The organism is Bradyrhizobium sp. BRP19 (genome assembly GCF_020194195.1).
GTDB classification, from domain to species: Bacteria; Pseudomonadota; Alphaproteobacteria; order Rhizobiales; family Xanthobacteraceae; genus Bradyrhizobium; species Bradyrhizobium yuanmingense.
Genome location: NZ_JADYVZ010000008.1, coordinates 232,651 through 255,629 on the forward strand (window position 1 = coordinate 232,651; position 22,979 = coordinate 255,629).

General features: G+C 63.7%; 23 protein-coding genes. 12 read left to right on the forward strand and 11 right to left on the reverse strand.

Annotated features, from left to right (window positions below; all coding sequences use genetic code 11):
• Window positions 1-691 precede the first annotated feature (691 nt).
• The 3 genes from I6F36_RS24305 to I6F36_RS24315 are packed head-to-tail and all read left to right on the forward strand — an operon-like array spanning window position 692 to window position 3,327.
• Window positions 692-1,693 (forward strand): ABC transporter substrate-binding protein, encoded by a 1,002-nt coding sequence (locus I6F36_RS24305; RefSeq protein WP_225172331.1) that lies wholly within the window; start codon window positions 692-694, stop codon window positions 1,691-1,693.
• Window position 1,694: 1 nt separating this feature from the next.
• Complete coding sequence (locus tag I6F36_RS24310; RefSeq protein WP_225172332.1) at window positions 1,695-2,510, forward strand: ABC transporter ATP-binding protein; 816 nt, start codon at window positions 1,695-1,697, stop codon at window positions 2,508-2,510.
• On the forward strand, window positions 2,503-3,327 hold the full coding sequence (locus I6F36_RS24315; RefSeq protein WP_225172333.1) for an ABC transporter permease: 825 nt from the start codon (window positions 2,503-2,505) through the stop codon (window positions 3,325-3,327). The genes I6F36_RS24310 and I6F36_RS24315 overlap by 8 nt, the downstream gene beginning before the upstream one ends.
• Before the next feature lie 21 nt (window positions 3,328-3,348).
• On the opposite strand, the gene I6F36_RS24320 is transcribed toward I6F36_RS24315, so the two are convergent.
• From I6F36_RS24320 to I6F36_RS24345, 6 genes are all read right to left on the reverse strand, one after another.
• Window positions 3,349-3,696 (reverse strand): DUF3088 domain-containing protein, encoded by a 348-nt coding sequence (locus I6F36_RS24320; protein WP_225172334.1) that lies wholly within the window; start codon window positions 3,694-3,696, stop codon window positions 3,349-3,351.
• Window positions 3,697-3,723: 27 nt separating this feature from the next.
• A complete protein-coding gene (locus I6F36_RS24325) occupies window positions 3,724-4,044 on the reverse strand; it encodes a ferredoxin family protein (protein WP_225172335.1) in 321 nt (106 codons plus the stop codon).
• Window positions 4,041-5,669 (reverse strand): FAD-dependent oxidoreductase, encoded by a 1,629-nt coding sequence (locus tag I6F36_RS24330; RefSeq protein WP_225172336.1) that lies wholly within the window; start codon window positions 5,667-5,669, stop codon window positions 4,041-4,043. The genes I6F36_RS24325 and I6F36_RS24330 overlap by 4 nt, the downstream gene beginning before the upstream one ends.
• A 61-nt stretch (window positions 5,670-5,730) precedes the next feature.
• Window positions 5,731-5,982, reverse strand: coding sequence for a hypothetical protein (locus I6F36_RS24335; RefSeq protein WP_225172337.1), 252 nt, complete (start codon window positions 5,980-5,982; stop codon window positions 5,731-5,733).
• Between the two features lie 25 nt (window positions 5,983-6,007).
• A complete protein-coding gene (locus I6F36_RS24340) occupies window positions 6,008-6,805 on the reverse strand; it encodes a MetQ/NlpA family ABC transporter substrate-binding protein (protein WP_225172338.1) in 798 nt (265 codons plus the stop codon).
• Between the two features lie 35 nt (window positions 6,806-6,840).
• Entirely contained in the window at window positions 6,841-8,160 is a 1,320-nt protein-coding gene (locus I6F36_RS24345; RefSeq protein WP_225172339.1) for an O-acetylhomoserine aminocarboxypropyltransferase/cysteine synthase family protein, read from the reverse strand.
• Window positions 8,161-8,413: 253 nt separating this feature from the next.
• Here I6F36_RS24345 and I6F36_RS24350 point away from each other — a divergent pair, with 253 nt between their 5' ends.
• From I6F36_RS24350 to I6F36_RS24360, 3 genes are all read left to right on the forward strand, one after another.
• Complete coding sequence (locus I6F36_RS24350; protein ID WP_225172340.1) at window positions 8,414-9,814, forward strand: LLM class flavin-dependent oxidoreductase; 1,401 nt, start codon at window positions 8,414-8,416, stop codon at window positions 9,812-9,814.
• 193 nt (window positions 9,815-10,007) lie between these two features.
• Window positions 10,008-10,973 carry an aliphatic sulfonate ABC transporter substrate-binding protein gene (locus I6F36_RS24355; protein WP_225172341.1) on the forward strand — a complete coding sequence of 322 codons (966 nt, stop codon included), beginning with the start codon at window positions 10,008-10,010 and terminating at the stop codon, window positions 10,971-10,973.
• 44 nt (window positions 10,974-11,017) lie between these two features.
• Entirely contained in the window at window positions 11,018-12,358 is a 1,341-nt protein-coding gene (locus tag I6F36_RS24360; protein WP_225172342.1) for an LLM class flavin-dependent oxidoreductase, read from the forward strand.
• A gap of 15 nt (window positions 12,359-12,373) precedes the next feature.
• On the opposite strand, the gene I6F36_RS24365 is transcribed toward I6F36_RS24360, so the two are convergent.
• Window positions 12,374-13,459 carry an LLM class flavin-dependent oxidoreductase gene (locus I6F36_RS24365; RefSeq protein ID WP_225172343.1) on the reverse strand — a complete coding sequence of 362 codons (1,086 nt, stop codon included), beginning with the start codon at window positions 13,457-13,459 and terminating at the stop codon, window positions 12,374-12,376.
• 265 nt (window positions 13,460-13,724) lie between these two features.
• Between I6F36_RS24365 and I6F36_RS24370 the strand changes: the two genes are divergently transcribed.
• From I6F36_RS24370 to epsC, 6 genes are read left to right on the forward strand one after another with little or no spacing between them, the layout of a single operon-like run.
• On the forward strand, window positions 13,725-14,597 hold the full coding sequence (locus I6F36_RS24370) for an ABC transporter permease subunit (RefSeq protein ID WP_225133412.1): 873 nt from the start codon (window positions 13,725-13,727) through the stop codon (window positions 14,595-14,597).
• Window positions 14,594-15,322, forward strand: a complete 729-nt coding sequence (locus tag I6F36_RS24375) for an ABC transporter ATP-binding protein (protein ID WP_145639705.1) — start codon at window positions 14,594-14,596, stop codon at window positions 15,320-15,322. The genes I6F36_RS24370 and I6F36_RS24375 overlap by 4 nt, the downstream gene beginning before the upstream one ends.
• A 17-nt stretch (window positions 15,323-15,339) precedes the next feature.
• Window positions 15,340-16,344 (forward strand): NrtA/SsuA/CpmA family ABC transporter substrate-binding protein, encoded by a 1,005-nt coding sequence (locus I6F36_RS24380; protein ID WP_225172344.1) that lies wholly within the window; start codon window positions 15,340-15,342, stop codon window positions 16,342-16,344.
• A 15-nt stretch (window positions 16,345-16,359) separates the two neighbouring features.
• A complete protein-coding gene (locus I6F36_RS24385) occupies window positions 16,360-17,592 on the forward strand; it encodes an acyl-CoA dehydrogenase family protein (RefSeq protein ID WP_225172345.1) in 1,233 nt (410 codons plus the stop codon).
• Window positions 17,593-17,639: 47 nt separating this feature from the next.
• Window positions 17,640-18,212, forward strand: coding sequence for a flavin reductase family protein (locus tag I6F36_RS24390; protein WP_225172346.1), 573 nt, complete (start codon window positions 17,640-17,642; stop codon window positions 18,210-18,212).
• A gap of 6 nt (window positions 18,213-18,218) precedes the next feature.
• Window positions 18,219-19,163 carry a serine O-acetyltransferase EpsC gene (gene epsC / locus I6F36_RS24395; RefSeq protein WP_225172347.1) on the forward strand — a complete coding sequence of 315 codons (945 nt, stop codon included), beginning with the start codon at window positions 18,219-18,221 and terminating at the stop codon, window positions 19,161-19,163.
• Here the strand turns inward: epsC and I6F36_RS24400 are convergent.
• The 4 genes from I6F36_RS24400 to I6F36_RS24415 are packed head-to-tail and all read right to left on the reverse strand — an operon-like array spanning window position 19,160 to window position 22,884.
• A complete protein-coding gene (locus I6F36_RS24400; protein ID WP_225172348.1) occupies window positions 19,160-20,026 on the reverse strand; it encodes an ABC transporter permease in 867 nt (288 codons plus the stop codon). The genes epsC and I6F36_RS24400 overlap by 4 nt on opposite strands.
• The gene (locus I6F36_RS24405) at window positions 20,019-20,879 is read right to left on the reverse strand and encodes an ABC transporter ATP-binding protein (RefSeq protein WP_225172349.1); all 861 of its coding nucleotides are present in this window, start codon (window positions 20,877-20,879) and stop codon (window positions 20,019-20,021) included. The genes I6F36_RS24400 and I6F36_RS24405 overlap by 8 nt, the downstream gene beginning before the upstream one ends.
• Window positions 20,876-21,934: an ABC transporter substrate-binding protein gene (locus I6F36_RS24410; RefSeq protein ID WP_225172350.1), complete on the reverse strand. Its 1,059-nt coding sequence runs from the start codon at window positions 21,932-21,934 to the stop codon at window positions 20,876-20,878. Before I6F36_RS24410 ends, I6F36_RS24405 begins: the two co-directional genes overlap by 4 nt.
• 23 nt (window positions 21,935-21,957) lie before the next feature.
• Window positions 21,958-22,884, reverse strand: a complete 927-nt coding sequence (locus I6F36_RS24415) for a TauD/TfdA family dioxygenase (RefSeq protein ID WP_225172351.1) — start codon at window positions 22,882-22,884, stop codon at window positions 21,958-21,960.
• Window positions 22,885-22,979 lie beyond the last annotated feature (95 nt).

Consider the following 22,979-nt stretch of genomic DNA (forward strand, 5'->3'; position numbering starts at 1 on the left):
GTACTGAAAAGTTAGGTTGAGAAGGTTGACACGGTTGACAGTCGGGTTGACAGGGAGGGTGGGTCAAAAGTTCACGCTGAAAGTTGGCGCGGACCGGCCCCACTCTCATTCGCAGGTTTTTTTTCTATCTCGGTTGCTTTTTTCCGCATTTTGGACAGCAAATGAAGTGAATCATTGGGCGCGAATAAGCATTTTCAAATACTTAAACAGACCTTAAATCTTCAAAACGTATCTGGGAGCCTATTTATTTCCTGCCCACCCTCGCAGGACAGCTGGCGCCATTTTTGCGATATCTGGTTAGGGTGTTGACCGAGGGAGGATTCCAACGGAGCGTTTGCTTCTGATCTCGGCGGTTGGTGGCGAAATGCTCGGCAGATCATTCGCAATCTCACTCGTCACCTGTCGGGCATACCTCTCGATTGGATTGAATGACGATCCGTACGGACAAGCATATTGCCCGAGAGCAAGTCTCGAACAATCGTACCGCGTTCAGAAGCTCGTCCAGGAACAGACTTCCTTCATCCGGCCCGATCAGAGAACGGACTTCCCGTCAAACGCGGCGAGCAAGTACGATTCTTTCGAAAATGGCGCAGCGACATCAGTTCACTGGACCGGCTGATTGATTTCCTGAAGTGTGCCGCAATGGCTCGTGGTGAGCCGTCGGACAAATGGGAATTCAAGAGACGTCAACATGAATAGATCGAGGCTTTTGCGGGCGGCGCTCGCGCTGATCATTACGCTGGGCGGCGCAAACGGCGTGCGCGCGGAGACAACGCAGCTTCGCATCGCCCAGCAGTTCGGCATCGCCTATCTTCCGCTCATCGTTGCCAGCGAGAAGGGGTTGATCGAGGAGGAAGCCAAGTCGCTCGGCATTGCGCCGCCGAAGATCGAATGGCTGCGGCTGTCCGGCGCGGCGGCCATGAACGAGGCGCTGATTTCGGGCGGCCTCGATTTCGCAACGGCCGGCAGCACGCCGATGATTCTGACCTGGGACAAGACGCGGACCACGGCCAAGATCATCGGTATCGCGGCGCTCGGCTCGATGGCCAACGTCCTGACCACCAACAATCCCAAGAAGACGCTAGCGGATTTCACCGATAAGGACCGGATCGCGCTTCCCTCGGTCAAGGTCGGCTTCCAACCGATCGTCCTCCAGATGGCGGCGGACAAGGCGTTCGGCAAATACGACAAGCTGGACGAGCTCACCGTCAGCATGCCGCATCCGGACGCGACGGCGCAGATCCTGTCGGGCCAGTCGGAGATTACGGCGCATTTCGCCTCGCCGCCGTTCTCGCAGCAGCAATTGGCGAGCGGCAAGGTGCATCAGGTCCTCAACAGTTACGACGTGCTCGGCGGTCCCCACACCTTCAACGTGGTCTATTCCACCACGAAGTTCGTCAATGACAACCCGAAGACGATCCGGGCCTTCGTCCGCGCTCTCGACCGCGCCAACGACTGGATCAAGGCCAATCCCAAGGAAGCGGCCGCGCTTTACATCAAGGCGGAAGGTTCGAAGCTTGCGCCTGATTTCGTCGAGAGCATCATCCGCGACAAGGACGTGAACTTCACCACCGTGCCCGAGGGAGCCCAGAAGTTCGCCGATTTCGAAGCCAAGGTCGGCCTGATCAAGCAGGCACCCGCCTCGTGGCGGGACCTGTTCTGGTCGGGGCTCGGAGAGAAACCGGGAAGCTGACATGAACGTCGCGCCGCGACTGACCGGCCTCGTCGGCGATACGGCGGCGCCGACGCTGCTCGAGCTCGATCACGTCAGCATCAGCTATCCGACGCCGGACGGTATCCTGACTGCCGTTGAAGACGTCAGCTTCAAAATCGCGGCCGGGGAGCGGCTGGTGCTGCTCGGCCCGTCAGGCTGCGGCAAATCCACGCTATTGCGTGCCGTCGGCGGCTTCCTCAAGCCAAGCGCGGGCGAGCTCCGTATGAACGGCCGGCGGATCGGAGCTCCGGGGCCCGACCGCATGACCGTGTTTCAGGAGTTCGACCAGTTGCTGCCCTGGCGCACGGTGCTCGGCAATGTGCGCTATGCCCTGGAGCGGGGAAAATCGCTGCCGCGGCGAGATGCAGAAGGTATTGCGCGGCGCTGGCTCGAGCGCGTCGGGCTGAAGAATTTCGTCGACGCTTTCCCTCACACCTTGTCCGGCGGCATGAAGCAGCGCGTCGCGATCGCGCGGGCCTTTGCGCTGGAGCCGGCACTGCTGCTGATGGACGAACCCTTCGCCGCACTTGATGCCCTGACGCGGCGGCAGATGCAGGACGAACTGCTCAAGCTGTGTGAGGAGACCGGCAACACCGCCCTGTTCGTAACCCATGGCATCGACGAGGCGATCCGCGTCGGAACCCGCATCCTGGCCCTGACGCCGCACCCGGGACGGCTGGCCGCCACCTTCGATGTCCCGCCGGAAGTCCGCGTGCGCGGCAGCTCAGGTTTTGGCGAGCTGGAGCGGCGGATCCAGGAGACCGTGTTTTCCGCAGCGGGAATCGACCATGTCTGACATCGCGGCCCCCAAACTCGTTCATACGCCGGCGCTATGGCGTGCGCTTGCAGGCACGCCCTGGCGACGATTCATCATCCTCGCCGGCTTTGCGCTCGCCTGGGAGCTCTATGCACGCTGGCTCGACAACGCGCTTCTGCTGCCGACCCTGGGCGCGACGCTGTCGGCGCTATGGTCTGCCGTCCTGTCGGGCGAGTTGCCGAACCGCGCGTTGACCTCGCTGCGGGTCCTCATCACCGGCTATGCGCTGGGCGTTGCCATCGCAGCAGTGCTGACGACCCTCGCCGCGCTGTCGCGCTGGGGCAATGAGGCTCTTGGCCTGTTGACGTCGATGTTCAATCCGCTTCCGGCCATCGCGCTGCTGCCCATCGCATTGCTGTGGTTCGGCGTGGGAACGCCAAGCCTCATCTTCGTCATCGTGCACTCCGTTCTGTGGCCGGTGGCGCTCGCCTGCTATAGTGGATTCCTCGCGGTGCCGCCGACCCTGCGAATGGCCGGCCGCAACCTCGGCCTATCGGGCGGCCGCTTCGTCGCGGAGATCCTGGTGCCCGCGGCCTTCCCGCAGATCCTGTCGGGCTTGCGGATCGGGTGGGCGTTCGCCTGGCGCACGCTGATCGCGGCGGAACTCGTGTTCGGCGTCAGCGCGCGGTCCGGCGGGATCGGCTGGTTCATCTACACCAGCCGCGCACAGCTGGAGACGGCGAGCGTCTTTGCAGGACTGCTGACCGTGATCTTCATCGGCCTCCTCGTAGAGGGCGTGATCTTCCGGAGCCTGACGCGGATCACGGTTCAGCGCTGGGGGCAGGTGCAAACCTAGTGCTGGGGATCCCGATTGATCCTAATGGTGAACACACGGGAATGCGTAGCGATCGGTCAGATAGCGGAGTATGCGTTCCGAGGAATCGATGAAGCGCCGGCCGTTGGCAACGCCTGCGTCCTCGCGCACCGGCCGGCTTTCATCGAAGACCAGAACCGGAAGCGATTGGTGCTGCTCGCCCAGGATTTCGACGAGGGGCGTTCGCGGACGCGCGAACGGCAGGCGGTGCACCTCGATCTGCGTTGCCAATCCGGGAAACGACGCCAGCAATCCCTCGATCACGTTACAGTGCGGGCAGACGAAGAAGCGGCCCGGCCGTTCGGGATCTTCAAATCCCGGCTTCAACAGAAAGAGGCGATCTCCGCTCATGGCAGGCGTCCAGAGGCGACATGAATCTCAATGGCCGAACAGCCGATAGCTCCGATCGGCCGCTCGCAGGTGCCGGCTCTCCTCGACCCAGCCCACCGCTCGCCGATAACTGCCCAGCAGGGTCGCCTCCTTCAACGCGGCCACGTCGACCGCCTGCGGCGCGTCGGCGAACGGCGAGACGAACAGCGCATCCTCGGGACAATAGAGCTCGCACAGGAAGCAGGTCTGGCAGTCGCTCTGGCGCGCGATCCTGGGAATGCCGTCCGTCTTGTCGAAGACATTGGTCGGGCACACGTTCACACAGATGTCGCAGGCCGTGCACCGTTCGGCATCGATGACCTCGATCATTCCGCGGCCTCCGCATATTGCTTAGACCCCACTGGGCGCGCCGATGTCCAGACGTCGTCGAGCCCGCCGGTCGTCACGAAATGGAGGTAACGGTCGTCCTGTTCGGGGTAGTCGTCGCGACGGTGCATGCCCCGGCTTTCCTGACGCGCCAGCGCGCTGCGATACATCCAACGCGCGGTCGCGAGCATGGCGGCCGCTTCGCGTGCACGTAGCAGCTCCTGCTCGTCCGGCGCACCGGCAGCCGAGGCATCAGACCACAATGCATCCAGCCGACGGAGCGCCCCACCCAGTCGCCCGGCCTCGCGGAAGTAATTCAGCTCGTAGGGGAACACCTCGTCCTGAACGCTCCGCGCGAGCGCGCCGCCCTGCAATGGCCGCGCATTGCCGGAGCGCAGACCAACAGTGCCGCGCCGGAAGGACTGGCGCCTGCTTGTCGTACCCAGCTGGCGCGCGAACTCCGCGGCACCCTGACCGGCCCAATAGCCTGACGACATCGCCCAAGCGGCGTTGTGGCTGCCGCCACCGGTGAAGCCGCCGCAGATCAGTTCGCGCGTCGCGGCATCGCCTGCGGCGTACAGACCCGGAACCGTGGTCGCACAATTGTCGTCGATGATCCGCAAGCCCCCCGTGCCGCGAACGGTCCCCTCGAGGCGCAACGTGATCGCGAATCGTTGCGTGAAGGGATCGATACCGGTGCGGTCGAACGGGAGAAAGAAGTTCGGCTGCGACACGCGCATATGCCGCCGGGTCTCGGCATCTGCTTGGTCAAGCTGGGCGTACACGGGACCCTGACGGAGCGCGCGCGCAATCACGGAGCGTCCGCCTTTCGACGACGCGCCGGGAATGACGCTGCCTTGCTCGTCGGTGAAACTCGCCCAGCTGTAAAACAAGGTCTTGGTCACCGACCCGAAGGCCGGCGAGATCGCATAGGCGTTCGAGAACTCCATGCTGGTGAATTCCGCGCCCGCTTCCGCAGCGAGGAGATAGCCATCGCCGGTCAGCACGTTCGAACCGAGCGTCTTGCTGAGAAAGGCGCACCCGCCGGTGGCGATCACCACGGCCTTGGCGTTCACCGCCCAGCGATCCCCCTTCTGGCGGCGCAAGCCCGTAGCTCCCGCCACCACGCCGTTGCCGTCGACCAGCAGCTCGAGCGCGGGTGAATGATCGAGGATGGTCACGCCGGCCTGCTTGGTCCGCTTGCGCATCAGCCGCATGTATTCCGGGCCCTGGAGCGAATTGCGCTGCGGCTTGCCCTCGTCATCGACGGGATAAGGATAGCCCCACTCGGCGAGCTGGTTGCTCTGGACGTAGGTCCGGTCCAGCACGCGCACCATCCAGCGGCGGTCCTGGAGGTGGCCACCGAGCTTCTCACGGCTGGCCATCGCGGCCTCGCGGCGCTCCGGAGAGGGGTCGACATACCAGACACCGGTGCCGGCTGCCGCAGTCGCGCCTGACGTGCCGCAGAACCCCTTGTCCGCCAGCACGACACGCGCACCATGCTCGGCGGCGCTGATCGCGGCCCATGTGCCCGCGGGACCGCCACCGAGCACCAGCACATCGGCGTCGAAGACGACGGATCCTGCCGAACTCGACAGCTTCTCGGCACGGTCAGGTGGCTTCGTCATCACTCGTCTCCAACCTCATTTCTGCTCAACCCTTCGGCCGCCACGCGCAATCGCTGCAAAGCTACGCTACGCGGGCAACCAGGACGTCCGCCGTGGCATCCGCGAACTCGGACGACATGTCGTTGAAGAGAGCAAGTTCCTGAACGGTTGCGGCACGCGGGCGATGGTTCGAAAACCCGGAGCCTTGTCGATTCAGGAAGAAGCGCCCCAGAGCCTGCACAAACGCCGGCGATCTCACGATCTCCGAAGCGTGGCTCTCACTACCGGCCACGAAGGCAAAGCTCATCTGATTCACGTCGACGACATAGATCATGCCAAAGCTGTTCCTCGAAGGTACGCTAGCTGCTGAACCCCGCCGGAATGAACGCCGGGATCTTCTCCTCGATGAATTGCTTCACCTCCGGCGAGTTGAACACCTGGATGAATGCCTTCAGGCGCGGATCGTCCTTCTTGTCGGGCCGGGCCGTGAAGCGCAGCACGAGGCCATCGTCAGCGGTGCGGTCGATGATCAGGGCGGACTTCGGATCGCCGCCGGCCGGAATGAGGTAAGTGATGTTGACGAGCGCCAGCGTTACGTCGTCCAGCGAACGATAGGTTTGGGCGGGGTCGAGCTCGACGATCTTCAGGTTCTTTGGATTCTCGATGATGTCGAACTTGCTGACCGAAAAACCCTTTCCGGGCGTCAGCTTGATCAGCCCAGCCCGTTCCAGCAGGATCAAACCGCGGGCACCGTTGAGCGGCTCGTTTGGAATAGCGACGCTGTCGCCGGACTTGATCTCGTCGAGCGTCTTGATCTTCTTCGAGAACAGACCGACCGGCGCGATCACGCCGACCTTGTCGGCCTGAACCAGATTGAAACCGCGCTGCTTGTTCTGCAGCGCGAGATAGGTCGCATGCTGGAACAGATTGGCGTGGACCTCGCCGCTGTTCACGACCTCGTTCAACGCCACCCAGTCCGACAGCTCGACGATCTTGACGTCCTGTCCCTTCTCCTTGGCGAGCTTGGCGGCAAAGGACGCCAATTGGGCAACCGGGCCGGCGCTGGTCGCAATCTTCAGCGGTTCGCCGGCGAAGGCGGCTGCCGTGAATGCGAGCCAAAGGCCGGCGGCCTGGGTGGTACGACGTAGGATATTCATTGTCTCAATTCCCATTCCAATCCAGATGACGCATCTCACGCGGCCTTGCGTGCACCGGCGTCGGCCTGCGCCAACGCCTGGCCGAGATCCGCCAAAATGTCGTCGGGATGCTCGATGCCGACCGACAGGCGGACATAGCCTGGCGTGACGCCGGCGGCGAGCTGCTCGGCTGCGGTCAATTGCTGATGCGTTGTCGACGCCGGGTGAATGGCGAGCGACCGGGCATCGCCGATATTGGCAACGTGATAGAACAGCTTGAGCGCATCGATAAAGCGACGGCCAGCCTCGACGCCGCCCTTCAGCTCGAAGCCAACGAGGGCTCCGTAGCCGCCCTTCAGATAGGCATCCGCCCGGCGCTTGTTCTCTCCGCTCTGCAAGCCGGGGAAGATTACGTTCGACACCGAAGGATGTTTCGCGAGGAAGTTCGCGACTTTCACCGCATTCTCGTTGTGCTGGCGGATGCGCAACGGCAAGGTCTCGAGGCCCTGGATGAATTGGAAGGCGTTTTGCGGCGCGATCGACGCGCCAAGGTCGCGCAGCAGCTTGACGCGAGCCCGCAGGATGTAGGCGATCGGGCCAAGCGGCTTCGCCGCCTCGGTCCAGATCGCGCCGTGATAAGCTTCATCCGGCTTGTTCAGCAGCGGGAAGCGCTCCGCATGCGCGGCCCAGTCGAAATTGCCGCCGTCAATGATGGCGCCGCCGATCGCGGTGCCATGGCCGCCGATGTACTTGGTCGTGGAATAGACCACCACCGCTGCGCCGTGCTCGAACGGGCGTGCGATCAACGGCGAGGCCGTATTGTCGAGGATGAGTGGCACGCCCAGCGAGCGGCCGATATCCGCGACCTCCTTGATCGGGAACACGTTCAGCTTGGGATTCGGCAGCGTCTCGCCGAAATAGGCCCGCGTCTTTGCGTCGGTCGCGCGGCGGAAGTTTTCGGGATCGGCGGGATCGACGAACCGCACCTCGATGCCGAACTGCTTCAGGGTCTGCGAGAGCAGCGTCCAGGTTCCGCCGTAGAGATCGGTCGAGGACACGATGTTGTCGCCGGCTTGCGCGATGTTGAAGATTGCGAAGGCGGAGGCCGTCTGTCCCGACGCGACGGCAAGAGCGGCCGCCCCGCCCTCCAGAGCGGCAAGCCGCGTCTCGAACGCCTCCTGCGTCGGATTGCCGATGCGGGTATAGATCGGGCCCAGTTGCTCCAGCGCGAACAGGCGCGAGGCATGATCGGCGTTCTCGAACTGGAATGAGGTGGTCTGGTAGATCGGAACCGCCACTGCGCCGGTGGCGGGATCGGTGCGGTACGATCCACCGTGCAACGCCAGCGTCTCGAAATTCCGAGTTTCCAAGGCCATCTGCTTTTCCCTTTCGATCTCGAGAGCGCGCGTGATGCGCGGCAAGCCGTGCTCGTCGATGAAAATGATGCGGCCGGATTCCGCCTCTGTCGAGCGGGTCGCAAAAATAGCGATGCACGTGCTGCATCATCGCCACCTCGCAACGCGTTTGTTTCCGCGCCTTCGCCGAATTGGAAACAAACTCGCTTACGCAAGATGTTAAAAATGATCACGCGGAGCGGATGTGCTTCGCGATGAACCATCGGGCCAAACCATGACGAGACCGCGCGAGCTCCGCTTCAACGCTTTCAACATGACGGCACCAAGCCACAATTGGGCCGGCCTGTGGTCTCATCCGCGCGATGCGTCCATCGACTACAACACGCTTGATTATTGGGTCGACTACGCCAGGACCGCGGAACGCGGGCTGCTCGACGGCATCTTCCTGGCCGACGTGTTCGGCGTGTACGACGTCTATGGCGGCAATCCCGATGCTGCGGCCTTGCACGCTGTTCAGCTGCCCAACGCCGACCCGACGCTGCTCGTGTCCGCCATGGCGCTCGTCACCAGCCATCTCGGCTTCGGCATCACGTCCAACCTGACCTTCGAGCACCCCTATCAACTCGCGCGCAGGTTTTCGACGCTCGACCACCTGACCAAAGGCAGGATCGGCTGGAACATCGTCACCGGCTATCTCGATAGCGGCGCGCGCGGCATGGGTCTTCCGGCCGGCCGCGCCCACGACGACCGCTATGACGCGGCCGAGGACTTTCTCACCGCTGCCTACAAGCTATGGGAGGGAAGCTGGGAGGACGACGCGGTTCGCCGCGATCGCGGCAGCCGCGTCTTCACGGACCCTTCAAAGCTCCACCGCGTTCTGCATGAAGGCCCCTACTTCAAGGTCGACGGCATCCATCTCGCCGAGCCTTCGCCGCAGCGGACGCCGCTACTGTATCAGGCCGGCACCTCCAAGCGCGGCCGCGCCTTCGCGGCTCAGCACGCGGAAGCGATCTTTCTCAACGGCCAGACCAAGCCGATCCTTGCGCGTGCCGTTCGCGAGATACGCGAAGCCGCCAAGGCCTATGGCCGTGATCCCTACGACATCCGCCTGTTCGCCGGCGCGACCGTGATCGTGACGCCGAAACGGGCCGAGGCGAATGATCTGCTGGAGGACTACGCACGACATGTCGACCAGACCGGCCAGCTCGCCTTGCTGTCGGGGTGGACCGGCATCGACTTCTCGACCTATCGGCCCGACCAGCCGATCGAGTATGTCGAGAGCAACGCCATCCAATCCATGGTCGAGAATTTCACGGTTCGAAGCGACCGGCCGGTCAAGGTCGGCGACCTCGCGAAGCTCAGCCGCGCCGGCGCCCGGTCGCCCTTCGTGGTCGGCTCGCCGCAGGACGTCGCCGATGAGCTGATTGCCTGGGCTGACGAGACCGACGTCGATGGTTTCAACCTGTTCCGCCTGGTCGCGCCGGAATCGCTGAACGCCTTCGTCGATCTCGTTGTGCCGGAGCTGCAATCGCGCGGCGTCTACAAGACCGCCTATCGCAACGGCACGCTGCGCGAAAAGCTATTCCCGGGACGCGGCCCACGGCTCCACACGACGCATCCCGGCGCGGGTTTTCGACGCTCAGCCGACCCGCTGCGATCCGATGCCGCCGAATAGCGGGCGGGCTGATTTCAGACAACAAGCTGCACCGCCTGGAAAATTCCTTCCTCAGATTGTGTCCGGCCAGAGACGCTTCCTTCTCTAACTGCACCGCATTCCGAAATTGCAACAGGGCCTAGCTTGCCTGCACATTGCGGCCTGCAGTTTGTCAAACGCGTCGCCAAGGCGGCTTAGCTTCAGGATCATTGTCATGTCTTGCTTCATCTCCCGCCTGCGGACCCTCGCCGCAGCTACACTGGGCATCTTCGCCATGGCGTCCGTTCAGCCCGCGATGTCCGAAGAGATCCGTATCGGCTATCAGAAATCCTCGACGCTGACGGCGATCCTGAAAACGAACGGCGAGCTGGAAAAGGCGCTTGCGCCGCTCGGCGTCACCATATCATGGCACGAGTTCACCAGCGGCCTGCCGCTGCTGGAAGCCATCAACATCGGCAGCATCGATTTCGGCGCTGATGTTGCCGACACCGTGCCGATCTTCGCACAGGCCGCCGGTGCCAAGCTTGCTTATGTCGCCGAGGAAGCGGCTTCGCCGGCAGCGCAGGCGATCGTCGTGCCGCAGTCTACAACCATCAAGACCGTTGCCGATCTCAAGGGCAAGAAGATCGCGGTGACCAAGGGCGCCGGCAGCCACTATCTGCTGCTTGCTGCGCTGGCGAAATCGGGGCTGAACTTCAAGGACATCACGCCCGCCTATCTGACGCCGGCGGATGGTCGCGCGGCGTTTGTCAGCAACAATGTCGATGCCTGGGTTGCCTGGGATCCGTTCCTGACCAGCGCCCTGCATCAGACGAAAGGCCGGATCCTGTCCGATGGCAGCAAAGGCCTTGCGAGCTACAAGCGCTATTACCTGGCGTCGGCCGCCTATGCGGACAAGCATGCCGAGGTGCTGAATGTGATCTTCACCAAGCTTGCCGCAACCGGAAAATGGGTCAAGGCCCAGCCGAAGGACGCAGCCACGTTGCTGGCCGGGCTCTGGGGTATCGACGCGGCGATCGTCGAGGAGGCCAACAGCCACCGGTCCTACCAGGTGGGGGCGGTCACCGGATCCGGCCTGTCGGAGCAGCAGCGCATTGCCGATGCGTTCCATGCCGAAGGCCTGATCCCGGTGAAGCTCGACACCACGGCCATCAAGATCTGGTCGCCGAAAGGGTCTTGATTGCTGACCGCTTGAGGCTCAGGCCGCTGAATTTTGGGAATCCCATGGCTCCACGCCAATTGCACCTGAACGTCAACCTGCTTCACTCCGGCGTCTATCCGTCGGCCTGGCGCCTGCCCGACAGTGATCCGCGCGCCTTCTTCGACCTCGGGCACTACGTCCGGGTGGCGCAGATTGCAGAGCGCGGCAAGCTCGACGCGATTTTTCTGGCGGATTCGCCGGCCGTGAATGATCGCATCGACTACCGGTCGTTCACGTCGCTGGAGCCGACCATCATCCTGGCGACGGTGGCGGCCGCAACAAAGCATGTCGGCCTGATCGGGACGGTGTCGACGACGTACAACGAGCCCTACAATATTGCGCGGCGTTTCGTATCCCTCGACCATGCCAGCGGCGGTCGCTCGGGATGGAACGCGGTCACCACCGCAGATGCCGCTTCAAGCCGCAATTTCGGCCTCTCGGGTGCGCTGGAGCACAAGGCCCGCTACGAGCGCGCCAAGGAATTCACGGAGGTCGTCCACGCCCTGTTCGACAGCTGGGAGGACGACGCCTTCGTCGGCGACAAGGCGAGCGCCAGGTTCGTCGATACGTCGAAGGTCCATCCAATCGCCCACCGCGGCCCGCATTATTCAGTCGCCGGCCCCCTGAACGTACCGCGCTCGCCGCAGGGACGACCGGTGACGGTGCAGGCCGGCGGCTCCAATGACGGACGCGACTTCGCCGCCGCCTATGCGGAGGCCGTGTTCACACTTGCGCAGTCGATCGAGGAAGGCGTTGCCTATGCGCGCGATCTGCGTGCGCGCGCCGCGGCTTACGGCCGCTCCGGTGATTCCATCGTCATCCTGCCGGGACTTGCGACCGTCATCGGCAGCACGGAAGCCGAAGCAAAGCGGCGGCAGGATGAGCTTTGGGAATTGGTCCCGATCGAATACAGCCTGGCGCGTCTCGCCGGCACGCTTCAGATCGACCCTGCCCTGCTCGAACTCGACAAGCCGCTTCCGGATCCCTTGCCGCTTCCGGCGAATGCCAATCACACCATGTTCCAGGGCACCGTGAACCTTGCCCGCCGCGGCAATCTCACCGTCCGCCAACTAATCCGCGCGCTCGGCGGCGGCGTTGGCCATCGCATCATCGTGGGCACGCCGGAGCAGGTCGCGGACGATATCGAGGCCTGGGTCAAGGCAGGCGCTGCGGACGGCTTCAACCTGATGCCGGACGTTCTGCCCACGGGCCTGGAGACCTTCGTCGATGCCGTCGTGCCGATCCTTCAGAAGCGCGGTCTGTTCCGGACCGAGTATACGGGCACGACATTGCGCGACCATTTTGGTTTGGCACGGCCGACGAGCCGCTACGCAAAGCAGCCGCCCGCCGTCGCCTCGGCCTGATCGCAACCAGCTACCCTATCGACTGGCCAGCTTCGCAGCAGGACCAGTTGATTGCCCCGCTCGAACGCGGGGAATAATCTCCTCTGCAAACCGCCGCATCTCTGCCTCGAACGGCTGGAATTGCAGCATGAAGAGTTCGATCCCGGCGGTGTGGAACGCCTCGATGCGCGCCGCGACCTCTTCGTAGCTGCCGACCAGCCCCGCGGCCGTACCGCCATTGCTGCCGACCCGCGCCGTCTTCTGCATCGTCTGCATCATCACGACCTTCGGATCGGTATTCTGCTTCTGGATCGCTTTCATCGGCGCATCCTTGGCCGCGAGGTCGAGCAGCCGCTCATACGCAGCCTGTGCCTGCTCTCGAGTTTCGCGCGCAATGACAAAGGCTGAGAGGCCGAAGCGCAATGGCGGCGCGGAACCTCGCGGCCGCGCCGCAACATCCGCGATCAAGCCGGCAACATCATCGAGCGGCTGGCCGTTGATGAACCAGACATCGCCATGGCTGGCGACCAGATCGCGCGCCGGCTCGGATTCCCCGCCGACATAGATGGCCGGGCGCTTGCGGTACAGGCTGGTCGGCCGCAGCGCATAGTCCGTGACGTTGAAGTGATCGCCGCTGAAATTGAGGCGCTCGCCCTCCATCAGGCGGGACACGACGGAGATCCATTCCTTGCCGTAAGCGTAGCGGGCATCATGCTCCGGAAAGCCGATTCCGGCCTTCTCCAGCTCCGGCCGGTTCCAGGCATTGACCAGATTGATGGCGAACCGGCCGCAGCTGACGTTCTCGATCCCGAGCGCGAGCTTCGCCAACACCACGGGGTGATAGAGATACGGCTTGATCGCGGCGATGATCTCGATGCGCTTGGTCAGCGCTGCGATCGCTGCAGCAGCACTCCAGGCTTCGAGCTGATCGAGATCCTCCTGATGCGGATTGATCGTGTGCTGCGCGATCAGCGTCGAATCATACCCGAGCTCTTCGGCTGCAAGAATGAGATCACGGTTGCGCTCCCAGGAGGCATCGTAGGGCTCCTCCGGGTCCTGATGCGCGGCACGTGGCCCATGCACCAGCGCCCAGATGCCGAAGCGAAGAGGTGCAGCCGTCATCATGCTCTCCCGTAACTCTCTCGACTTTGAGCGTTCTCGCCAATCGCTGGCGCAAGTTCAAGCAGACGCGCGTCAAAAGATTTTCTTTGTCGCGCATCCACGCGGCGACGACAGCAGATCACTCCGGATCTGACGACAATTGAAATACCGCTCTATTTCTGCCAGCCCGATTTCGTGGGACATTTTGTGAAGACGGCAGGTGATTGCCGTCGCGCCTTCTGCATCACATGCAGTGCGTGAAACGAGGTCTCGCGTCTTGAGCAATATGGAACTGAGCGGCATCGACCGCACCGTGATCGGTGCGGACCGCGCGCCGTCATCGCAAGGCGGCGGCGGCGCACTCGCTCCGGCCGCCACGAAAAGAAACCTTGGCACTCGCGGCCTTCAGCTTCTGTCGTGGCTGGCGCCGGTGGTGCTGGTCGTCATCTGGGAATGGCTGGCGCAGGCCGGATGGCTCTCGCCGCAAGTTTTGCCTGCACCGAGCAAGGTCATCCGCACCGCTTTCAAGCTTGCAACCACGGGCACACTGCTCAACGATCTCGGCGTGAGCCTGCTGCGGGCGGCGGCAGGATTCGTGATCGGCACGGCCATCGGTGGCGGCCTCGGCATTCTCGTCGGCTTCTCCCGTATCGCCGAAGCTCTGATCGACCGCAGCGTGCAGATGATCCGGGCCATCCCGTTCCTCGCAGCGCTGCCTTTGGTCATCGTCTGGCTTGGTGTCGGTGAGACGCAAAAGATCTTCCTGGTGGCCCTCGGCGTCACCTTCCCGATCTACATCAACACGGTGCTCGGTATCCGCCAGGTCGATCCCAAATTGCTCGAGCTCGGTCGCGTCCAGGGCCTGAGCTCGTTTCAGCTGATCCGCCGGATCATCCTTCCCGGTGCATTGCCGTCGATCCTGACCGGGGTCCGCTATGCGCTGGCGACGGCATGGCTTGCGCTGGTTGTCGCTGAAACCATCGGCGCGCAGTCGGGCATCGGCTTTCTCGCGATGGACGCGCGCGAATTCCTGCGTACCGACGTGATCGTGCTGACCATCGTGATCTATGCGCTCATCGGCGTCGCGGCCGATGGAATTGCACGCTTTCTCGAACGGCGCCTTCTCGCCTGGCATCCGAATTATGGGGCAGCACGATGAACGCTCACGTGGCTCCACTGTCGCCCGCTTCATTCGAAACCGGCCCGGCCGTCGTCGTCAGCAATCTCGTTCGCAGTTACGGCAGCCGCGTGGTCATCGAAAAGCTGAACTTGCGCATCGAACGGGGCGAGTTCGTCGCCCTGCTGGGCGAAAGCGGCTGCGGCAAGACGACATTGCTGCGGGCGCTCGCCGGCTTGGACTCGATCCAAGGCGGGCGCATCGTCGCGCCGCGCCGGCCGGCGGTGGTATTCCAGGAGCACCGGCTTCTGCCCTGGGACAGCCTCTGGCGCAACGTCTCGCTTGGTTTGCAGGTGCCGGACGCACGCGAACGCGCCGCCGAAGCGTTGACCGAGGTGGGCCTCGGCGACCGTCTCGACGATTGGCCGCGCAATTTGTCCGGCGGACAGGCCCAGCGCGTCGCGCTGGCCCGCGCGCTGGTGCAGCAGCCAGAGCTTATGCTGCTCGACGAGCCGTTTGCAGCATTGGACGCGCTCACCCGCATCCGCATGCATGAGCTGGTTCGCGAGCTCGTCGCCAATCATCAGCCGGGCGTTCTGCTCGTCACGCACGACGTCGACGAAGCGATTGCTCTGGCCGATCGCATCCTGGTGATGCGGAACGGCGCCATCGCCTACGAGCACCGCGTCGCACGAAACGGCTCGACACCCATCTCGCGCAGCGAGCTCCTTGCCGAGCTCGGCGTGAATTCGCACTCCACCCACTAATTCAACGGAAGGCCATCATGTCCGACTCTTCCATCGCCAAGCCGTCCCGCCGCAGCTTTCTCAGCACCACGGCCTTCGGCGTCGGCGCCCTCGCCGGCTTGAACATCTGCGATTTTGCCGAGGCCGCAACTGGCCGCACCACGGATACGGTTCGCCTGACCTGGGGCATGAGCGGTCTCAATCTGATCGCCAAGGAACGCGGCGAGTTCGAGAAGGTGCTGGCCAAGGACGGCATCAAGGTCGAATGGCTCGGGCCCTTCCCGAACCACGCGCCGACGTTGCAGGCGGTCACCGGCGGCAGCGCCGATTTCAGCTTCGGCGGCAGCACGACGCCGGCGCTGGCCGCGATCATCGCCGGTTCGCCGCTGGTGTTCACTCAGTTCGTGGTTTACGACCCCCGCACCACGGCGATCATCGCCAAGGACGGCTCCGGCATCGACAAGGTCGAGGACCTCGTCGGCAAGTCGGTCGCGGTCAACCGCTCCGGCCTCGGCGAATTCCTGTTGGTGGCCGCGCTCGAGAAGCACAAGGTTGACCGTTCCAAGGTCAAGTTCGTCTATCTCAATCCGCCCGATGCGGCACCTGCGCTCGCCTCCGGCAAGGTCGACGCCTGGTCGATGTGGAGCCCCGGCGTCGATATCGCCCGGCTCGAATACAAGGCGCACGACATTTTCCTTGAGGGTCGCGATCTCGACTTCCAGATCGACTACACCTCGTACCTGACCACCCGCAAATTCGCGACCGACAACCCCGCCCTCGTGCGCGCCGTGAACGATGCGTTCCGGGCCGAAGGCAAGTGGATCTCGGAGAACGCGAAGGAGGCCGAGTACATCGCGCAGAAGGCGGGCAAGTACAGCGACGAGGTTCGCGATCAGTTCATCGCGCTGAAACGAAAGTATAGCTACTTCGCGGTCAACGACGAGCGCTTCATCAGCGAGCTGCAAAAGGCCGCCGACTGGCTGGTCGCCCGCAAGGTTCTGCCCGAGCCGGTCAAGGTCACCGACCATCTCGCCCAGCTCTAATTGACAGGTCAGACGATGAACAAGACCGTATTCGCCCCCTCCCTCGGCACATCCGAGCCGCTCAAGACCGGCTCGCCCGAGCTGGAAGCGCTGCTCAACCAGATCGCCGAAGGTGCGAGCGCGCGAGAACGCGACCGTGTGCTGCCCTTCGAGATCATCGATCTCATCCGCCGCGCCCGCCTCGGCGCGTTGCGGCTTCCGGTAAGCGCCGGCGGCGCCGGCAGCACGATCCGCGATCTCTTCGCTTTCGTGATCCGCCTCGGCGAGGCCGACGCCAATGTCGCGCATATCTTGCGCAACCATTTCAGCGTGGTGGAGCGGCTGGTGCGTACGCCAAAGGATGAGCAGAGCCGCGAGTGGCAGAAGGCTGTCGCGCAGGGCGCAATTATCGGGCTTGCCACCACCGAGCTCGAAAGCCCCCGCGTCGGCAATGTCACGCCGGGGACGACCTTCACGCCTGACGGAAACGGCGATTACCTCCTGAACGGGACCAAATATTACAGCACCGGCACGCTGTATTCGGACTACGTGCTCGTCCGCGCCGCCGATCCTGATGGCATCAGCGGCGCGACCATCGTCCCGATCAAGCGCGAGGGCATCGAGCTGGTCGACGATTGGGATGGGATCGGACAGCGGCTCACCGCAACCGGCACGACCCATTTCCGCAACGTCAAGGTCAAAAGCCAGGAGATCGTCTTCGACACACCCGACACTGGCTACGGCGTGCCATACTCAAACACGTTCGCCCAGCTGTTCCTGACCGCGATCGTTGCCGGCATCGCGCGCGCGACCCTGCGGGACGCCACCGCGCTCGTCCATTCGCGTAAGCGTACCTTCTATTATGCGCCAGCCGAAGCTCCGACCGACGATCCATTGCTGCAGCAGACCGTCGGCCAGATCGCCAGCGGGGCCTTTGCGGCCGAAACGGTGGTGATGGCGGCCGCCGAGGCGCTCGACGTCGCGACCGATGCCTTCGACGCGGGCGCATCGAACGCCGTGGAAGCCGCCCACACCGCCGCGTTGCTCTCGGCCAAGGCCAAGATTGTCGCGGACGATTTCGCCATCCGCGGCGGCAGCCTGCTGTTCGACGTCGGCGGCGCGTCGGCGACCAAGAAGGTCACCAATTTCGACCGGCACTGGCGCAATGCGCGCACGCTGTCGTCGCATAATCCGACCACCTACAAGGCGCGCTCGATCGGCCAGTACGAAATCAGCGGCACGCCGTTGCCGGCGAAAGGCTTCTTCTAGCCAAGACGGCGCCTTCATTCGACGGTCCGACGCAAGGAGAGACAGACATGGGAAAGTCGGACATCCATCTGGTCACTGACAGCAATGAGATCGAACACCAGTTCCGCGCCGTGATGCGCCGCCTCGCCGGTGGCGTCAGCATCATCACGGCCGGCCGCGACGACGACATCACGGGAATGACGGTCACGTCGCTGACGTCGCTCAGCGCAAGTCCGCCGCGCGTGCTGGTCAGCGTCAACCGGCAGGCCTCGTCTTTTGCCCCGATCGAGCGTCACAGGGTGTTCGGGGTCAACATTCTCGGAGCCGACCAGCAGGAGCTCGCGAGCCGATTCAGCAATGGCAGGCTGAAGGGGGCCCAGCGCTATGAAAGCGTCGCCTGGACGGCCGGGCTATCCGGCGTTCCCCTGCTCGGCAATTCGCTGGCGACGGTCGAGTGCCAGGTCGACGAGATCATCGAGCGATATTCGCATGGGATCATCGTCGGCAGCATCTCGAGCTTCGAACTGTCGCCCCAGCTGTCGGGGCTTGTATACTGGAATGGTCAATACATCGAGATTAAACATGATTTCGACCTCGATCTGCTGGCCGAGATCAGCATTCCGCTGGCGCATGTCAGGTGAAGCGGCATGAAGCACGACTTGGCCCGCGAGCCCTCAGACGACAAGGGGCTCGATAGCCCGACACAGAAGCGCTGGCATCTCGAGCAGCTCGTCGCCGCACTCCGCGTCTCCCGCGAGGAAACCCATAGTATCCGCCGGGATGGCGAGGCCCGCCGGGCGCCATCGCGCGAAGCCCTTCAGGCGATCCTGGACGGCCTGACCGAAGCGCTATTCCCGCGCCATTACGGCCAGTTCGACCTCGACGGGGAGAACATCGACTATTTCGTCGGTAACCGCCTTAGCATAGCGCTCGACGGCTTGTGCGAGCAGGTCCACCGCGCCGCGCTCTTTATCGGTGACGAGCTCACGGCCGGCTTCCGGCGCGACGACGCAATCGACCTGACACGCCGGTTCGCCTCCCAGCTCCCGGACGTGCGCGGGCTGATCATCAGCGATCTCCGCGCCGCCTTCGTCGGCGACCCCGCCGCCAGGAACTTTCCGGAGATCCTGATCGGTTATCCCGGCATGACCGCGATCATCCACCACCGGCTGGCGCACATCCTGCACCAACTCGGAGCACGGCTGATTGCGCGGCTGATCGCTGAGATCGCCCATACGCGCACCGGCATCGACATCCATCCCGGCGCAAGCATCGGCTCCGGCTTCTTCATCGATCACGGCACGGGTGTCGTGATCGGCGAGACTGCAATCATCGGCGACAATGTCCGCATCTACCAGGCCGTGACGCTCGGTGCGCGCCATTTCCCGACCGACGATGACGGCCATCTGATCAAGGGCGACGCCCGGCACCCGATCGTGGACGATGACGTCGTGATCTATGCCGGCGCCACCATCCTCGGGCGGATCACCATCGGCCGGGGATCGACCGTTGGCGGCAACGTCTGGGTGACGCAGGACGTGCCGCCGAACAGCATCGTGACGCAGGCGACCGCCCGCAACAAGCCTGGCTAAACGGCCGGCGCCTTCCATCGCATCAGGCGACGCTCCAGTGCCTCGAGGATTGCGTTGAAGGTGAGACCGATCACGGTGATGCCGAGGATGCCGAAATACATCTGCGGGATCAGGAAGCTGTACTGGCTATTGATGATGAGATAGCCGAGCCCTGATTTGGCACCGACCATCTCGGACGCGACAAGGACCAGCATCGCCGAGGCGCTTGCCAAGCGGATGCCGACGAAGATGGTCGGCAGCGACGCCGGCAGGATCACCTTCCGGAACAGCTGGCTCGGCGTCGCGCCCATCGTCCGTGCCGATTTGACCAGGAGCGGATCGACCTGGCGGACTGCAGCGATCGTGTTCAGCAGCAGCGGCCAGGCGCAGCTGTAGACCACCATGGTGACCTTCGAGAGCTCGCCGATCCCGAGCAGCAGGATGAAAACCGGCAACAGCGCCAGCGGCGCCGTGTTGCGCGCGATCTCGATGATCTGGCTCAGGAGATTGCCCAGCCCGACATACCATCCCGTCAACGCACCCAACGGCACGAACAGGGCAATGGCGATCAGGAAACCGCTCAAGGCCCGAAGCAGGCTTGCGCCGACGTGGTCGTAGAGCTCCCCACTCTGTGCAAGCTGCCAGCCCGCGGCGATCACCTCGGAGAACGGCGGCAGGAAGGTCACATCGATGAGACCGAGGCGCGGCGCCGTTTCCCAGAGGGCCAGGAACAACAGCAACAGCAGGGATCGCTGTCCGATGATGGCAAGCCATCGCACCAGGCTACCCGTCGCCGCGGCAACTATGCCGGCGCGTTGCCTGGCCCGGTCTTTCGCGCTGCCCTCGGCCAGTTCCAGCAGCGTCAGGATCTCCAGATTAGACATGAGCGAGCTCCTTCGCCTTTGCCACGCGCTCGCCATCCGATGCCGCGGCCTGGAAACCTTGCGCTTTCAAGACCTCGTCGCGCAGCAAGGACCACACTTGGTGCCTGACATGCCCAAACGCGGGAAGCGATCGCACATCCTCCGTCTCGCTGTGCAGCTCATCGGGAATATCGATGACTTGCTTGATGCGGCCGGGGCGCGAGGTCATCACCGCCACGCGCTGACCAAGGACCACGGCTTCGTCGATGCCGTGCGTGATGAACAGGATGGTCTTTCCGGTGCGGCGCCAGATCCGCAACAGCTCGCCTTGCAGTGTCTCCCGCGTCTGCGCATCGAGCGCCGCAAACGGCTCGTCCATCAGCAGCACCTCCGGATCATAGGCAAGGCTGCGGGCGATCGCGACGCGCTGCTTCATGCCGCCGGAGAGCTCGTGCGGATAGCGGTCGGCAAACCCGGACAGCCCGACCAGGTCGAGATAGTGCAGCGCCCTCGCCCGTCGCTCCCTCGCCTTCAGGCCGGCAATGTCGAGCCCGAACTCGATGTTTTGCGCAGCCGTGCGCCAAGGAAACAGCGCATATTGCTGGAACACGATGCCGCGGTCACGCGCCGGACCCTCGATGACCTTGCCATCGAGCAGGATGCGACCGCTGCTCGGCGTGGTGAGGCCGCCGAGCAGGTCCAGCAAGGTCGACTTGCCGCAGCCGCTCGGCCCGACCAGCGCCAGGAATTCGCCGGTCCGAACATCCAGCGTGATGTCGTCGAGCGCGGTGAAGCGCTGCGCCGGCCCGCCATCCTTGCCGCGGACCAGGAAGTCCTTGCGTACGTGCTCGAAGCGGATCTTGGCCGTCGTCATTTGGCCTCCGCGGTCTTGCCCGGGCGGAAATAGTTGAACGCGTTGGTGTAGAGGTCCGACGGCTTGAGCTGGTCCTGCTTCAAGAGGCCATCCCTGACCAGCCAGTCGATCCAGACCTGGAGCTCGGCATCGCCGATCACGCCGCCCTTGGTCGCGACGCCCGTGCTCCTCCAGTACTTGATCGGGGTGGCGTCCTCGTTGCGCTTGCGCTCAGCGATGACGCGCTCGAAGCGGGCACGGACCTCCTCCGGCGGTGTTGTCTGAGCCCAGTCGATGGCACGAGACACGCCCTCGATCAGCTTGCGGGACGTATTCGGATTGTCCTTGATGAACTTGTCCCGCAGCACATAGGCCCCTCCGGTAAAGTTCCCGAAGACGTCCGTATCTGCAAACAGCCGCCGAATGCCGCCGCGCTCGAGTGCCTTGTCACGCAGGACGCCGCCGAGCGTGCTAAGCTCGACCTGCCCCTGCCGCAGCGCCTCCTCACCGGTGACCGGCGGGATCGCAACCAGCGTCACCTGCTTCGCCTCCGCCGGCGTCAGGCCGTTGCGAGCCAGGTACTCGCGCAGCACGAATTCATGGTGCGCTCCCAGCGTATTGACCGCGACCTTCTTGCCGATCAGGTCCCGCGCGGTCTTGATCGGACTATCCTCCTTCACGTAGTAGCCGCTGTAGGTGTTGTCGTCCGAACCGTAATAGCCGACCACCGCCTTGATCGGCGCCTTGGCGGCGATCAACTTGATGATCGCGCCGTAGAACGCACCGCCGATGTCGATATCGCCGGTGACGACGGTCTGGATGTCCTGCGGTCCGCTGATGGTGTTGCCAACCCATTTGAGCTTGAGCGGCGCGAGATAGCCGAGATCATCGGCCAGCTCGATGAAGGTCACCTGACCTGCCCACCCCTGGTAGCGGATCTCGGTCTTCTCAAGCTGCGGGTCGGCCGCAGCGCTCCCGACCAGGCTCGTCAGACCTAGAGCCGCAAGGCCAAGTTGCCGGCTTCTTGCACCGAGCGCGGCAACCAGCCGGCGCAGAGCGGAGATAGCAATTCTCATCGTGTTCACTCCATTGCTCGTTTTCAGGCCGCCTTCGCCTGCGGCTTCGCCACCTTGATGCGCGTGACGCTGCTCCGTCCGTCGATGCTGACAGGTACTTCGCCGTCGATGGTGGCGCGCCGGACCACGCGGTGCTGATCGCCATAGTCGTTCACGGCGTAGTGCTGGGTCGCGCGCTTGTCCCAGACGACGACATCCCCCTGCCGCCAGCTCCAGCGAACCGTGTTCTCCGGCGCCGTGATGTGCGACTGGAACAAGTCGAACAGCTTCTGGCCGTCGTACTTCGACAGTCCGACGAAGCGCTGGACGAAATTGCCGAGCACCAGTGTGCGCTCGCCGGTTTCGGGATGAACGCGGACGACGGGATGCTCGGTCTCGTAGACCGTCGCCGTGAAGACCTCCTTGAATTGCTTCCGGTCGGCCTCGCTCGCACGGGTCTTGACCGCATAGTCATAGGCATTGCTGTGCACCGCCCAGAGCTCGTCGGCGAGCTTTCGCAACGGAGCAGGCAGGTCGAGATAGGCGGCAGCCGTGTTCGACCAGATCGTGTCGCCGCCGAACTCGGGGATCACGACGCCGCGCAGAACCGAGATCTTCGGATAAGCGTCGACGAACGTGACGTCAGTGTGCCACTGGTCGGCCCGTCCGCCTCCGCGCGCGGAGTCGAGCTCGAGGATCGAGGCCGTGCCCTTGGTGGCGCCGACCGTCGGATGCGGCACCAGCTTGCCGAGCCGATGGGCAAAACGCTCCTGCTCGGCGTCGTCGAGATGATTCTGGTCACGGAAGAAGATGACTTTGTGCTCCAGCAGCACCTGGTTGATCGCTGCAATGGTTCGATCCGGCAGATCGCCCGAAAGCTTGATGTTCCTGATTTCGGCGCCGATACGGGCCGACCGTTTCACGATATCCGCGCGCGGAATGACGTTGTCGATGGTGATTCCGTCAGTCATGTCATCTTCCCCGATACCGCGATCCATTTGGACAAGGCTCCGCCGTGCGCCGATCGCTGCTACGATGACGGAGTGAAGGACAGTGATGGTGCGAT

Excerpts from the sequence above, each read along its gene's own strand:
- I6F36_RS24415 (WP_225172351.1), bottom strand. The coding sequence starts at position 22,884 with ATGACTGACGGAATCACCATCGACAACGTCATTCCGCGCGCGGATATC.
- I6F36_RS24370 (WP_225133412.1), top strand. The coding sequence starts at position 13,725 with ATGGAACTGAGCGGCATCGACCGCACCGTGATCGGTGCGGACCGCGCG.
- I6F36_RS24340 (WP_225172338.1), bottom strand. The coding sequence starts at position 6,805 with ATGAATATCCTACGTCGTACCACCCAGGCCGCCGGCCTTTGGCTCGCA.
- I6F36_RS24310 (WP_225172332.1), top strand. The coding sequence starts at position 1,695 with ATGAACGTCGCGCCGCGACTGACCGGCCTCGTCGGCGATACGGCGGCG.
- I6F36_RS24355 (WP_225172341.1), top strand. The coding sequence starts at position 10,008 with ATGTCTTGCTTCATCTCCCGCCTGCGGACCCTCGCCGCAGCTACACTG.
- I6F36_RS24410 (WP_225172350.1), bottom strand. The coding sequence starts at position 21,934 with ATGAGAATTGCTATCTCCGCTCTGCGCCGGCTGGTTGCCGCGCTCGGT.
- I6F36_RS24380 (WP_225172344.1), top strand. The coding sequence starts at position 15,340 with ATGTCCGACTCTTCCATCGCCAAGCCGTCCCGCCGCAGCTTTCTCAGC.
- I6F36_RS24400 (WP_225172348.1), bottom strand. The coding sequence starts at position 20,026 with ATGTCTAATCTGGAGATCCTGACGCTGCTGGAACTGGCCGAGGGCAGC.
- I6F36_RS24305 (WP_225172331.1), top strand. The coding sequence starts at position 692 with ATGAATAGATCGAGGCTTTTGCGGGCGGCGCTCGCGCTGATCATTACG.
- I6F36_RS24375 (WP_145639705.1), top strand. The coding sequence starts at position 14,594 with ATGAACGCTCACGTGGCTCCACTGTCGCCCGCTTCATTCGAAACCGGC.
- I6F36_RS24350 (WP_225172340.1), top strand. The coding sequence starts at position 8,414 with ATGACGAGACCGCGCGAGCTCCGCTTCAACGCTTTCAACATGACGGCA.
- I6F36_RS24335 (WP_225172337.1), bottom strand. The coding sequence starts at position 5,982 with ATGATCTATGTCGTCGACGTGAATCAGATGAGCTTTGCCTTCGTGGCC.
- I6F36_RS24330 (WP_225172336.1), bottom strand. The coding sequence starts at position 5,669 with ATGACGAAGCCACCTGACCGTGCCGAGAAGCTGTCGAGTTCGGCAGGA.
- I6F36_RS24315 (WP_225172333.1), top strand. The coding sequence starts at position 2,503 with ATGTCTGACATCGCGGCCCCCAAACTCGTTCATACGCCGGCGCTATGG.
- I6F36_RS24385 (WP_225172345.1), top strand. The coding sequence starts at position 16,360 with ATGAACAAGACCGTATTCGCCCCCTCCCTCGGCACATCCGAGCCGCTC.
- I6F36_RS24405 (WP_225172349.1), bottom strand. The coding sequence starts at position 20,879 with ATGACGACGGCCAAGATCCGCTTCGAGCACGTACGCAAGGACTTCCTG.
- I6F36_RS24325 (WP_225172335.1), bottom strand. The coding sequence starts at position 4,044 with ATGATCGAGGTCATCGATGCCGAACGGTGCACGGCCTGCGACATCTGT.
- I6F36_RS24320 (WP_225172334.1), bottom strand. The coding sequence starts at position 3,696 with ATGAGCGGAGATCGCCTCTTTCTGTTGAAGCCGGGATTTGAAGATCCC.
- I6F36_RS24345 (WP_225172339.1), bottom strand. The coding sequence starts at position 8,160 with ATGGCCTTGGAAACTCGGAATTTCGAGACGCTGGCGTTGCACGGTGGA.
- I6F36_RS24360 (WP_225172342.1), top strand. The coding sequence starts at position 11,018 with ATGGCTCCACGCCAATTGCACCTGAACGTCAACCTGCTTCACTCCGGC.
- I6F36_RS24365 (WP_225172343.1), bottom strand. The coding sequence starts at position 13,459 with ATGACGGCTGCACCTCTTCGCTTCGGCATCTGGGCGCTGGTGCATGGG.
- epsC (WP_225172347.1), top strand. The coding sequence starts at position 18,219 with ATGAAGCACGACTTGGCCCGCGAGCCCTCAGACGACAAGGGGCTCGAT.
- I6F36_RS24390 (WP_225172346.1), top strand. The coding sequence starts at position 17,640 with ATGGGAAAGTCGGACATCCATCTGGTCACTGACAGCAATGAGATCGAA.